Annotated in this window: 12 protein-coding genes; 8 read left to right on the top strand and 4 right to left on the bottom strand. The window is 39.7% G+C overall.

Annotated features, from left to right (window positions below; translation table 11 throughout):
• Positions 1-5: 5 nt before the first annotated feature.
• The 8 genes from ACNFU2_RS07255 (at position 6) to ACNFU2_RS07220 (ending at position 8674) form a co-directional block, all read left to right on the top strand.
• Positions 6-749, top strand: a complete 744-nt coding sequence (locus ACNFU2_RS07255; RefSeq protein WP_306614616.1) for a M17 family peptidase N-terminal domain-containing protein — start codon at positions 6-8, stop codon at positions 747-749.
• 6 nt (positions 750-755) lie between these two features.
• Entirely contained in the window at positions 756-2645 is a 1890-nt protein-coding gene (locus tag ACNFU2_RS07250) for an amidohydrolase (RefSeq protein ID WP_273648467.1), read from the top strand.
• Positions 2646-2657: 12 nt separating this feature from the next.
• Entirely contained in the window at positions 2658-3083 is a 426-nt protein-coding gene (locus ACNFU2_RS07245) for a DoxX family protein (RefSeq protein WP_273648466.1), read from the top strand.
• A gap of 1 nt (position 3084) precedes the next feature.
• Positions 3085-3558, top strand: coding sequence for a Dps family protein (locus ACNFU2_RS07240; protein ID WP_273648465.1), 474 nt, complete (start codon positions 3085-3087; stop codon positions 3556-3558).
• A gap of 4 nt (positions 3559-3562) precedes the next feature.
• Positions 3563-4228, top strand: a complete 666-nt coding sequence (locus tag ACNFU2_RS07235; RefSeq protein WP_418124454.1) for a YoaK family protein — start codon at positions 3563-3565, stop codon at positions 4226-4228.
• A gap of 45 nt (positions 4229-4273) precedes the next feature.
• Positions 4274-6541 (top strand): histidine kinase dimerization/phosphoacceptor domain -containing protein, encoded by a 2268-nt coding sequence (locus ACNFU2_RS07230; protein WP_418124452.1) that lies wholly within the window; start codon positions 4274-4276, stop codon positions 6539-6541.
• Positions 6542-6553: 12 nt separating this feature from the next.
• Complete coding sequence (locus tag ACNFU2_RS07225; protein WP_418124450.1) at positions 6554-7906, top strand: sigma-54-dependent transcriptional regulator; 1353 nt, start codon at positions 6554-6556, stop codon at positions 7904-7906.
• A 126-nt stretch (positions 7907-8032) separates the two neighbouring features.
• Positions 8033-8674 (top strand): TMEM175 family protein, encoded by a 642-nt coding sequence (locus tag ACNFU2_RS07220; RefSeq protein WP_306614610.1) that lies wholly within the window; start codon positions 8033-8035, stop codon positions 8672-8674.
• On the opposite strand, the gene ACNFU2_RS07215 is transcribed toward ACNFU2_RS07220, so the two are convergent.
• The 4 genes from ACNFU2_RS07215 to ACNFU2_RS07200 form a co-directional block, all read right to left on the bottom strand.
• Positions 8653-10212, bottom strand: coding sequence for a sigma-54 interaction domain-containing protein (locus tag ACNFU2_RS07215; protein ID WP_306614608.1), 1560 nt, complete (start codon positions 10210-10212; stop codon positions 8653-8655). The two genes, ACNFU2_RS07220 and ACNFU2_RS07215, sit on opposite strands and share 22 nt — an antisense overlap.
• A 181-nt stretch (positions 10213-10393) precedes the next feature.
• Positions 10394-11041: a MarR family winged helix-turn-helix transcriptional regulator gene (locus ACNFU2_RS07210; RefSeq protein WP_172279111.1), complete on the bottom strand. Its 648-nt coding sequence runs from the start codon at positions 11039-11041 to the stop codon at positions 10394-10396.
• Between the two features lie 36 nt (positions 11042-11077).
• Positions 11078-11776 carry an SDR family NAD(P)-dependent oxidoreductase gene (locus ACNFU2_RS07205; RefSeq protein WP_273651056.1) on the bottom strand — a complete coding sequence of 233 codons (699 nt, stop codon included), beginning with the start codon at positions 11774-11776 and terminating at the stop codon, positions 11078-11080.
• A 10-nt stretch (positions 11777-11786) separates the two neighbouring features.
• Positions 11787-12023: a TIGR03643 family protein gene (locus ACNFU2_RS07200; protein WP_273648459.1), complete on the bottom strand. Its 237-nt coding sequence runs from the start codon at positions 12021-12023 to the stop codon at positions 11787-11789.
• Positions 12024-12039 lie beyond the last annotated feature (16 nt).

The following is a 12039-nucleotide window of genomic DNA, read 5'->3' as shown; positions in this document are numbered from 1 at the left end:
TTATTATGCAAAATTCAATTTCAAAATACATCAATTGGTCAAAAACAATCTTTACAGTATTGGTGTTGGCAACTGCGGGAACCCAATTCGTTTCAGCACAGGCTGTTGCAGGAAAAACAGCTATCGGGACCTCAAAAACATGGGGAACTGTTGACGGGATTTCTGTCATAGGTATGGTACAGGGGCCATCTGCGGCCAAAGCAGATTTACAGATCGCCTGTGTTTTCGAGTATACGGAAGGAGATATTTTCAATCCTCCTGCGCTTCCCAAAGAACTGAACGGCATGGTTCATCTGGATGAAGCATTAAAAGGAATTATTACAGAAGTCCGTAAAAAAGGACAGTTCAAGGGACACGCTTTAGAAACCTTATTAATTAATCCTCCGAAAGGAAGCCTTGCCTCCGGAAAATTGCTGTTGATAGGCTTGGGTAACAGAAACTCTTTCGATGCCGAACTGATGAAAGAAGTAGGAGGTGTTGCCATGAGAGAAGCTTTGAAACTACAGGTACATACCGTATCCTTTGCCAGTGATATCAAAGATGCCGGAATTGATTCTCCAACCGCCTTAGTGGCAGAAAATGTGGTTTTGGGCGCTTTTGATGCCTACCGTACACAGTCTTATTTAAAAGCTCAGCATTTATCCGATACAATGAAGCTAAAAAAACTGATTCTGCTGGCCGGACCGTCTTTTTTCACCGTTGCCGGAGGAGGAATTCAGGAAGCTATTTCAAAGTTGAACACCAAATAATTAAAGATGAAAGCAGATCTTATCATATACAACGGAAAAATACACACTTTCAATAAAGAAACTCCGGACGTTTCTGCAGTGGCCATTAAAGACGGGAAAATTATCGCGGTTGGAAATTACGGACTGGCAGACCAGTTTGTAGATGAATCTACAGAACTTATTGATCTCAGAAAGAAAAGAGTAGTACCGGGAATCAATGATTCTCACATTCACCTGATTCGTGGCGGATTGAATTACAACCTGGAATTAAGATGGGACGGGGTTCCGTCACTGGCCGACGCGCTCAGAATGTTAAAAGACCAGGTAGACCGTACGCCTTCTCCGCAATGGGTTCGTGTCGTAGGAGGATGGTCCGAATTCCAATTTGCAGAAAGAAGGATGCCAACCCTGGAAGAGATTAATGCTATCGCCCCCGAAACACCAGTTTTTATTCTGCATTTATACGACAGGGCATTGATGAACAGAGCTGCATTAAAAGCAGTAGGATTTACCAAAGATACTCCGGCTCCGGCAGGCGGACATATTGAAAGAGATGCTAACGGTGAACCCACAGGGTTGATTATTGCCACACCCAATGCCATGATCTTATACTCAACACTGGCAAAAGGCCCGAAGCTTTCTTACGAACACCAGCTGAATTCCACAAGGCATTTTATGACAGAACTGAACCGCTTCGGAATTACCAGTGTCATTGATGCCGGCGGAGGATTCCAGAATTTTCCGGATGATTATCAGGTGGTGAACGAACTGAATGAGAAAAAACAGCTTACCGTAAGGATCGCCTATAATCTTTTTACCCAGAAACCTAAGCATGAATTTGAAGATTTCAGCGATTGGATCGACACGGTAAAATTATATCAGGGGGACGATATGTACCGTCACAACGGGGCAGGAGAGATGCTGGTATTTTCTGCAGCCGATTTTGAAGATTTTCTTCAGCCAAGACCTGACCTGCCTGAAAACATGGAAGCAGATCTCGAAAAAGTAGTCCGTTTACTGGTAGAAAACCGCTGGCCATTCAGACTTCATGCAACCTATAATGAAAGCATCACCCGTTTTTTAAATGTTTTTGAAAAAGTAAACCGGGATATTCCTTTTAATGGTCTTCCATGGATTTTTGATCATGCAGAAACCATTGATGAAAAAAATATAGAACGTGTAAAAATGCTTGGCGGAGGAATCGCCATCCAGAGCAGAATGGCTTATCAGGGAGAATATTTTGCAGACCGTTATGGTTCCGGCGCCGCAGAAAGTACACCACCCGTAAAAAAAATGCTGGAAATGGGAGTTCCTGTAGGTGGAGGCTCAGATGCCACAAGGGTAAGCAGCTACAATCCGTGGGTTTCCATGTATTGGCTGACCGCAGGTAAAACTGTTGGCGGACTTCAATTGTATCATGAATCAAAGCTGGACAGATCAACCGCATTGGAACTGTACACAAAAGGCAGCGCATGGTTTTCTCAGGAACAGCAGAAAAAAGGTGATATCAGGGTAGGAATGTTTGCCGATCTGGCAGTTCTTGATCAGGATTATTTTACGGTTGATGATGAAGATATCAAAAATATTGAAGCGGAAATGACCATTGTAGACGGGAAAATAGTCTATGCCAAAGGAACATTCTCATCTTATGCACCACCATCTATTCCTGTGCTTCCGGACTGGTCTCCCACCAATCTTTACAACGGATATTACCCTGCAGGCGGACATTTTCAGAAAGAAATTGAGAAAAATGCGAAACAGGATTTAAAAGCCCCGCTGACCTCACAAATTCACAGCTGTGCAGGAAGCTGCGATATTCACCATCATAACCATAACCAGGCAAGAATGAGCAATGTGCCCGTTAATAATTACCACACATTCTGGGGAGCTCTAGGCTGTTCGTGCTTTGCTTTTTAACTATCAATACATATGGAAATTTTAAAACAGATCCTTTCATCGGATTTAGGTTCACCATGTAATGATGCTTCATTCTTGGTTTTCCGGGTACTCCTTGCGATTCAATTGTTCAGAGTGCATGGCTTAAAGAAATTCAGACTGGAAAACGGGCAAAGGGAAGTCATTCCAAACCCTCTGGGATTGCCTGATCAACTCAATGCCATAGTTGCTTCATTTGCTGATCTGGTAGTTCCGTTTCTGATTATTTTAGGACTGGGAACCAGGCTTGCGGTTTTACCGACAATCGGCGTGACGGCTATCGGATATTTTGTGGTTCATAGAAAGGATTCATTGGAAGTGCGGGATGTTCCTTTTATGTACACCCTTTCCCTGTTACTGATTCTTGCATTGGGTGCAGGAAGATATTCACTTGATTATTACTTATTAAATATTTTATAAAATGAAAACTTCAATCGGAATTAAAAACGAAAATTTAGCAAAAGTTGCTGAGGTACTGGTTACCACTTTAGCAGACGAATTTGTATTGTATACCAAAACTAGAAAAGCACATTGGAATGTCGAAGGACCGGATTTTTACAATAAACACCTGTTTTTTGAAGCACAATACGGGCAGCTGGACGACATCATTGATGATCTGGCTGAAAGAATCAGGACGCTGGGACATTATGCACCGGCTACTTTAAGGGAATATCTTGAATTAACCCATTTGTCTGAGCACCATCTTGAATCGAACGACAGCCTAACTTACATCAGAGCGCTTCTTTCCGACCACGAAAGTATCATCATTCATCTTCGTGAAAATATTGAAAACTTCGCTGTGGAATTCCGTGATTCAGGGACAAGCGACTACATTACAGGATTACTGGAAGCCCATGAGAAAATGGCCTGGATGCTCCGTTCACATTTAAAATAGAAAAATGGAAGTAAAACATAATATCGGTTTTGTCACCTTATTGTTAACCATGATTGCCGGATACTGTGATACCGTGACATTTGTAGCGGCAGATGCCCTTTTTTCGGCACATGTTACAGGGAACTTTATTGTATTTGCCTATCAGTTTGTGAAGGGATCGGATATTCATGCCTGGGTAAAGCTGCTTACTTTTCCGGTCTTTATTCTCGCGGTTATGGCAGGAGGGAAGATTGCCGGGAAAGTTATCAATCATTACACGCTGCTATTCTGGGAAGGAACATTGCTTTTTTTAGCCGGAATTATTGTTGCCGTTCTCAGTTACTACGGAACGTTTTCAGAAGTTATGATGTATACTGTGGCTATAATGACCGTTTTTGCGATGGGGCTTCAGAATGCTTTCGGGAAACTCTATGCAAAGGAAACCCATGGTCCTACTACCATGATGACAGGAAATGTAACCCAGGCTTCCCTGGATTTTGGAACGCTTCTGTCAAGTGGCTTTCAACACCCTGAAGCCTGGGCAAGCCTGAAGAAGCAGTTGGTTACCATACTTGGATTTCTGATAGGCTGTTTTTTAGGAGCATATGCGGGAAAACAATTTGGACTCGAAACATTGATTTTACCGGGGCTGGCCATGATCATCTGCTATTTTTATCACCGTAAAAACTAGTACGGGACTATGGCAAAATACGGTATAAAATATTACCTTTAAAAAATGAATTTCAGGCTTTATTTTTTATCAAAAAATCTATTTAAGGTAGTATATTTTTCATTGGTTTTTATGTTTTCATGGAGTATAAAAGCACAAATCCAAGAAAATCCTGCACTGTTGAGAAAACAGATTTCCTCTTCCCCCAATACTACTCAGAAAACCACTTTATTGTTGCGGCTGAGTAACTATTATATTAGTAAAAAAGGAGAGTTGAAGGCTGATCTCGACAGTGCCGCTATTCTGAACAGACAGGCAAAAGCACTGAATATAAAATCCGGAGATCCGATGTCTGCCGGAAAGCTCATATTTCTGGATGCTAAACTAGATAAAGAAAGAGGCAGTAAAAACATTGCTTTATCCAAAATGAAAGAAGCACTTGCTTATTTTGAAACCCATCAATTTAAGGAACAGACCGGAGAGGCATATAACGAGTTATCGTATATGTATGACAATAAACCCGAGTATTTTGATACTAAAATTAGATTGAAAGAAAAAGCATTGGAACTTTTTAAAAATTCAGGATCAAAACTGAATCAGGCAGGCGTTTTAAAAGATCTTGGAGAACTATATTATATCAAAGAAAATCCTGATAAAGCGCTCGGTTTGCTCAGGCAATCCCTTTCTGTTTATCAGTCGGTGAAATTCAGAGAATTACAGAGTGTTTATAACCTTATTTCCCAGGTTGAAATTCAGAAGGCGGATTATGGGGAAGCACTCCGTTATGGTCTTCTGGCAGAAAAAACAGCAGAAAGCGTAAATGATTATTCTTTGCAGATGTGTTCTATTTACAGCAATATCGGAATGGTGTATTACTATCTCCGCCAGAACGACGATGCCATGAGATATTGGGAAAAATCCTTAGCTACTGCTAAAAAAAATAAAGATAACAGCTACATCAGAACCGTTGCCAATAATATTTCTACGATGCTGATCAGGCAGAAAAAGTTTAAGCAGGCTATTACCATGATAGAAGAATATAGAGAACGTTACCCTATCGTAGACCAGGATTTTGAAATGTCAGAAAATTATATCCTGTTCAGCACCTATACCATTTTAAAGCAGTTTAATAAAGCCGAAGCCTACTACAAAAAACTGGTCGCCTATTACGGTGAAAATGCAGAAAAGAACAATCAGCAGGCTTCATTGCTGCGAAGCTTTGTTTTTTATCATTACCAGACCCGTAACTTTGATAAAATGTACCGCGAAGCGAGGCTTTTTGATTCGATAGCTAAAAATAACGGAAATGATATGCTTCGTTCGGAAAACCATTTAATGTGGTTCAAAGCAGATTCTGTACAGGGAAAATACCTGGATGCCATACAGCATTATCAGCTGTACAAGAAACTTTCAGATTCTGTTTTTAACGGCGAAAAAAGCAAGCAGATCAACAGCCTTAAAATTCAGTTTGAGACAGAACAGAAAGATAAAAACATTCAGCTGCTGACCCAGAAAGCAAAACTACAGGATATTAAGATTGCGAATGATACCTTTATCAGATATGTTTTCATTGGAAGTATTCTCGCACTGATCCTTTTTGCTGCCTTGTTGTATAACCGATCAAGATTAAAAAGCAATGCCAATAAAAACCTGGAACTGAAACGTAAGCAGATTGATGAACAGAACGAACAGCTGAAAAAATTACTTGCCGAAAAAGAATGGCTCTTAAAAGAGATCCATCATAGGGTCAAAAACAATCTGCAGATTGTGATCAGCCTGCTGAATACGCAGTCTGCTTACCTGGATAATGAAGATGCCCTGATGGCCATCCAGAACAGCCAGCACAGAATGCATGCTATGTCCATTATCCATCAGAAACTTTATCAGTCCGATAATCTTTCGATGATTGATATGTCATGGTATATTTATGAGTTGATCACTTATATCAAAGAATGTTATTCATATGACAAAAAAATTAATTTCACAGTGGATACTGATAAAGTGTTACTTGACGTCGCCCAGGCGGTTCCTATGGGATTAATTGTTAATGAAGCAGTCAATAATACGGTAAAATACGCGTTTCCGGATGACCGGAAAGGTGAAGTTTCCGTCTCATTCAAAAATACGGATGACCATCTTTGTGAACTGATTATATCAGATAATGGAGTAGGGCTTCCCAATGATTTCAATATTGAAGAAACGGAATCTCTGGGAATGAACCTGATGCGGGGGCTTACTGACCAGTTAGACGGGACCTTCCATCTCGAAAATAAAAGTGGATTAAAAATTACAATTACATTCAGAAGAAATACAGAAATAACTCCTTCCAACTAAAGGCTGACTATCATGAAAGAAAAAATATTAATTGTAGAAGATGAATTTATTGTAGCCAATGATCTGAAGCTGATGCTGATGAAAGCCGGTTACCAGATCACAGGAATCGCATCTTCGGTGGTTCAGGCCAGAAAACTGATTGCAGACAGCAAGCCGGATTGGGTACTTCTTGATATCATCTTAAAAGGAGACCTCACAGGAATCGATCTTGCCTGGGAACTGCGTGAAATGAATCTGCCTTTTCTTTATATTTCAGCCAATACCAACCAGTCTACCCTGGAAGCAGTGAAAGAAACGCAGCCCTACGGATTTATGGTAAAACCTTTCCGGGAGCGTGATATGATTGTTATGCTTGACATTGCCAGATACCGTTATGATATGGAAAGAGGCTGTGAACTGTGTACAGATAACGGAAATCGTGAAGTGATTGAAGGAATTATCGGGAAAAGTAAGGTACTTCAGGATGTTGTTGAAAAAATAAGAATAGTCGCTCCTACAGATACCTCTGTTCTGGTGGTCGGGGAAAGCGGAACGGGTAAGGAAAAAGTGGCTCATTCCGTTCATGAGCTTTCAGACCGCAGCGCTCATCCTATTGTTGTAGTCAACTGTGCCGCACTGCCGCATGCGCTTATCGAATCCGAGCTCTTCGGACATGAAAAAGGAAGCTTTACCGGAGCCAATACATTGAGGATCGGAAAATTTGAACAAGCCAACGGAGGAACCGTCTTCCTGGATGAAATAGGAGAGCTGCCACTGGATTCACAAATTAAATTACTGAGAGTTTTACAGGAAAAGGAAATTGAACGGCTTGGTGGACATAATACAGTTAAAGTAAATGTAAGAATTGTTGCAGCGACCAACCGCTCCCTGGAAAAAGAAGTGGCGGAAGGAAGATTCAGGCTGGATCTGTATTACCGTTTGAATGTTTTCCCTATAGAACTGCCTCCGCTGAGAGAAAGAAAGGAAGATATCGTATTGCTGGCCCATTTTTTCCTGAATAAATATGCCGCTGCTTCGAGAAGAAATATCACTTCTATCAGTGAAAAAGCATTAGAACAGTTGCTGAATTATCACTGGCCGGGAAACATTCGTGAGCTGGAGCATTTGATCGAACGAAGTGTTCTGTTGGCCAAAACCGCAGAAATAGAAAGCTTTGATCTGCCCAAAATCATTGAAAAATCTTCTGAAATGCCAGGCCAGCTGAAATCATTGGAAGATATGGAAAGAGATCATATTATAAGTGCGCTTCAGACTTCTAACGGAAAAGTTTCCGGACCTGGCGGTGCTGCAGAGCTGCTGAAAATACAAGCTCAGACTTTATATTCCAAAATGAAAAAATTAGGAATTGACAAAGGCTATAAATAATCCCGGGCAAAGCTAACCGGAGACCATATTTTCATTCATTTTTTTAATCATAATTCTTCAAATAATTGAGGACAAAATCATTATGCCTTTACGCAGAGTATCAAATAATAAATCAATCAGGTAATTATGGAAAAAGAAACACTCAGAATAGAAGGATTCAGTGATGGCATTTTTGCAATAGCCGTTACGCTTTTGGTATTGGATCTTCATTTCCCTGAAGAGCATTCAATACAGAACGAGAACGATCTGCTGGTCTTTCTGAAGAATCAATGGCCGGCATTTCTGGCATTTATCCTTTCATTTTTCAGCATTTTCATCATGTGGGTAAACCATCATAAGATCTTCAAACAGATCTATAGTCGGAATTCCGCAATTATGTTTGCGAATGGACTGATCCTTTTTCTGGTTTCAGCAGTTTCTTATCCTACCGCTTTGCTGGCAAGGTATTTTGACGGTGAAGCTTCCTCTGTTGTTGTGGCAATTTATACCGGTATTTTTGTTCTGATCAATCTTGCTTATAATTTATTATGGTTTCTGGCCACCCAGAATAAAAAACTTTTGCGTCCCGGTATTACCGATGCTGCTATAAAAAAGATCCATAATAATTACTTTTACGGGCTTCCGATTTATGTGATTGCATTAATCCTGTCGTTCTGGATCCCGGTCTTGTCGCTGCTGATCATTTTAGGCCTTTGGATTTTCTGGGCTTTGTCTTCCGGGAAAATAGAAATGGAGCTTGACAAACATTATTCAGATCCCTTGAAATAGTGTTTTTTTTCTATTCCGAGTTTCTGCATTTTGGAAATCAGCGTGGTTGGCGGTAATCCCAGCAGCTTTGCAGCACCTGTTTCACCAAAAATACGGCCGTTACATTTTTTGATTATTTTTAGAATATATTCCTTTTCGAATTCCTGGAGCGTTTTGATCCGGAAATCCTGATCCGTATTTTGAGAGTTAATAACTTTCGGAAAATCCATTTCCCTGATCATATTTCCTTTTGCCGTCAGCATGCTTCTTTCAACCATATTTTCTAGTTCACGGATATTACCGAGCCATGGATTGGCAATCATCATTTTTGCCACGTTCTGAGAAAAACCGGTAATCTTTTTACCTGTCTTAGGATAGAGTTTCTTAAGGAAGTAGTTTGCCAGTAAAGGAATATCCTCTTTTCTTTCCCGCAAGGCAGGAAGATGGATAGGAAATACATTCAGCCTGTAAAAAAGATCACTTCTGAACCGTCCTTCCGCGACTTCTTTTTCAAGATTCCTGTTGGTGGCCGTAATGATCCTTACATTCACTTTTATTCTTTTGTTTCCCCCGATCCTTTCGATTTCTTTTTCCTGAAGAACCCTCAGAAGTATGGCTTGCAATTCCAGGGGAAGTTCACCTATTTCATCCAGAAAAATGGTGCTGTTGTGCGCCTGTTCAAACTTTCCTTTCCGCTGTTCGGTTGCTCCGGTAAAGCTTCCTTTTTCGTGCCCGAAAAGTTCGGATTCTATCAGATTGGCAGGAATGGCCGCACAGTTTATCCTGACCATCTTCTTTCCCGAAAATTCTGAAAGTTTATGAATAGCCTTTGCTATAAGCTCCTTTCCTGTACCCGTTTCTCCAAAGATGATGACATTGGATTGTGATGGAGCTGCCTGCGAGATCTGTTCAAAAATAGTCTGCATTACTTCACTTTGTCCTACAATTCCATGAAAGCCATACTCACTTTTCTTTTCTTCTTCAGTTTCTTTAGGAAAGTTCTGGATATTTCTTTGAAACGCTTTCAATTGTTCCTGAACATCAATATTATGAAGAGTAATGGAAACCTGGGTAGAAACGCCGTTTAAAATCCTTTCCGGAATAGCATCTCTTGAGATAAAATTTCTGTAGAAAAGGAAAAGCACATTTTTATTTTCATTAACAGCAGGCAGACCTAATCCCACAGCCATTCGCATTCCCGAATTTCTAACTTCGGTAAAACAGGAAGGAAGTGATGACAATTCTTTAAGATCAAAAAACAGGGGTTCCGCGGAATCAAAGCATTTTTTTAAATACGTATCAAGTGCATGATCTATAGTGTAATTTTGATTTTCAATCCCACTGATGAGCATTTCAATAATCCCTCTGTAATCCCTGACAATCATACAATCATTAAAGCCCAGTTCAGTTTTGAAAGAGGTATTGAGAACAGAAAGAAGTTGTTTTTTGTTTAAAACGGTAGAAAAGTCTTTGGCTAAACGGGCAATGATAAGCTGTTCTTTCTGCATGTCCTGCAGGCGTTTCATCATTTCTGCATTAGGATCAGAAGGCTTGCTCATAGAAAATTCTTACTTGAAAATTTAAAGATAGGAAAATTGAGAAAAAGATCTCATTTAAAGAAACAAAAAAGCAACCTCGAAGAGAGAATCTTTATTTGGTGGTTTAGCCTTTACAACCGGTGTCGGTCCGGGAATAGACGATTTAAGGAGATCATGGTTTAAACTTCACGTAATTCTGGATCTAGTCGAATGCTTCAGTAATCTCGTCAATATTAGAATTTTTATATTGAAAGTAAAGATTAGAATGAAAATCATTAAGCTTTCTGAGTAATTCCAGAAATTCATTTTTTTCATTATTTTCAAGCTTTCCGGCAAGAATTCTTGAAGTGATATTTACTTTTTTAACAGAACGGTGGAAATAATCTTCTCCTTTTTTAGTGATGTTCAGACGTTTGCTTCTTTTGTCTTCGCTGTCGTTTTTTTCTTCAATTAAACCGTATTCCAATAAACGCTTGATAATTTGAGTCCCCGTCTGTTTCTCATGTCCGTTTCTTTCAATGAGCTGAATTTTAGTCAGGTTTGGTTCGTCTTTCAGTCTATACAGATAGGTGAATTCTTCATTGGCTAATTCAGGAAAGTCATTCAGCCCCTTTCTAATAAGTTGCTTGGAATATCTTGCCAAAAGCAGAACCTGTTTGCAGATTTCATTTTCGGTAAAAGCAACCTGATGCTCTTCATTTTTAAAAAGCTTTGTAGGGCTTTCTTTTCTGTATTTCTGATCATTGAGCCAAAGACGGAAATCCTCAGTGGTAGAATGAGGTTTACAAGCTTCGGAGTTTTCAAATTCTTTTACCTGATGAAGCAAATCAATGAAAAAATCGGTATTCATGGCACAAATTTAATCTAAAAATATATCTTTTTTACGTTAAAGTTTCACACTTCCCATTCCACCGTCGATTCCAAAAATCTGGCCCGTAATCCAGGAAGATTTATCGGAAATTAAAAAAGCTGTCATTTCCGCGATTTCTTCGGCATTTCCAATTCTTTGCAGAGGATGCCTTTTAGCGGATGCTTCCTTTTTTTCAGGAGTTGATAAGAGGCTTGAGGCGAGCTCAGTATCTGTCAAAGAAGGGGCAATGGCATTTACCCTGATTTTATGTGCCGAAAATTCAGCCGCTAAACTTTTGGTAAGACCTTCCACAGCGTTTTTGCTGGCAGCAATTGAAGAGTGAAACGGCATTCCCAGTTTTGCCGCTACAGAACTGAAAAGTACAATAGAGGCACTTTCAGATTTTTTAAGATTCGGTAAAAGCTTTTGAATAACTTTCACTGCTCCTATCACATTAATTTCAAAATCATTCTTGAACTCATCTATGGTAAGCCTGTTAAACGGTTTCAGATTAATGCTTCCGGGAGAGTATACCAGTCCGTCTACAACTTCAGGAAAAGTAATTTCATCTAAATTTCCGGAAAGAATATCCATTTGATGGAATGTTATATTAGCATGATTTACCCCGGGATTTATTGTTCTTGAAATTCCTATGATTTTATTTTGTTCGGAAAGGATTTCTGCTGTTGCATGTCCAATTCCTTTTCCACATCCGACGATGACAATATTTTTCATGATTACTCTATTATCTTTTAGAAATTTTATTGTTGCTAATGGTTCTTTGTCTACTGCATTTAAAGCGAATGATATCTTCATTTCGCTTTTTTAAATGTTTTTGACTCACGCCGGAATTCACCCTCGTTCTCCAAAGTTTAAAACTCGATTCTTTTAATTCAGCACGCATTATTTCAATCACTTCAGATTCTCTGATCCCAAACTGAAATGCTATAGCTTCAAATGGAGTACGGTCTTCCCAGGCCATCTCGATAATCCGGTCC

Source organism: Chryseobacterium sp. PTM-20240506 (assembly GCF_048296755.1).
GTDB classification, from domain to species: Bacteria; Bacteroidota; Bacteroidia; order Flavobacteriales; family Weeksellaceae; genus Chryseobacterium; species Chryseobacterium proteolyticum.
Note: the sequence above shows the minus strand (reverse complement) of the source record. Positions and strands in the feature narration are given on the sequence as shown.

Excerpts from the sequence above, each read along its gene's own strand:
- ACNFU2_RS07255 (WP_306614616.1), top strand. The coding sequence starts at position 6 with ATGCAAAATTCAATTTCAAAATACATCAATTGGTCAAAAACAATCTTT.
- ACNFU2_RS07250 (WP_273648467.1), top strand. The coding sequence starts at position 756 with ATGAAAGCAGATCTTATCATATACAACGGAAAAATACACACTTTCAAT.
- ACNFU2_RS07245 (WP_273648466.1), top strand. The coding sequence starts at position 2,658 with ATGGAAATTTTAAAACAGATCCTTTCATCGGATTTAGGTTCACCATGT.
- ACNFU2_RS07240 (WP_273648465.1), top strand. The coding sequence starts at position 3,085 with ATGAAAACTTCAATCGGAATTAAAAACGAAAATTTAGCAAAAGTTGCT.
- ACNFU2_RS07235 (WP_418124454.1), top strand. The coding sequence starts at position 3,563 with ATGGAAGTAAAACATAATATCGGTTTTGTCACCTTATTGTTAACCATG.
- ACNFU2_RS07230 (WP_418124452.1), top strand. The coding sequence starts at position 4,274 with ATGAATTTCAGGCTTTATTTTTTATCAAAAAATCTATTTAAGGTAGTA.
- ACNFU2_RS07225 (WP_418124450.1), top strand. The coding sequence starts at position 6,554 with ATGAAAGAAAAAATATTAATTGTAGAAGATGAATTTATTGTAGCCAAT.
- ACNFU2_RS07220 (WP_306614610.1), top strand. The coding sequence starts at position 8,033 with ATGGAAAAAGAAACACTCAGAATAGAAGGATTCAGTGATGGCATTTTT.
- ACNFU2_RS07215 (WP_306614608.1), bottom strand. The coding sequence starts at position 10,212 with ATGAGCAAGCCTTCTGATCCTAATGCAGAAATGATGAAACGCCTGCAG.
- ACNFU2_RS07210 (WP_172279111.1), bottom strand. The coding sequence starts at position 11,041 with ATGAATACCGATTTTTTCATTGATTTGCTTCATCAGGTAAAAGAATTT.
- ACNFU2_RS07205 (WP_273651056.1), bottom strand. The coding sequence starts at position 11,776 with ATGAAAAATATTGTCATCGTCGGATGTGGAAAAGGAATTGGACATGCA.
- ACNFU2_RS07200 (WP_273648459.1), bottom strand. The coding sequence starts at position 12,023 with ATGGCCTGGGAAGACCGTACTCCATTTGAAGCTATAGCATTTCAGTTT.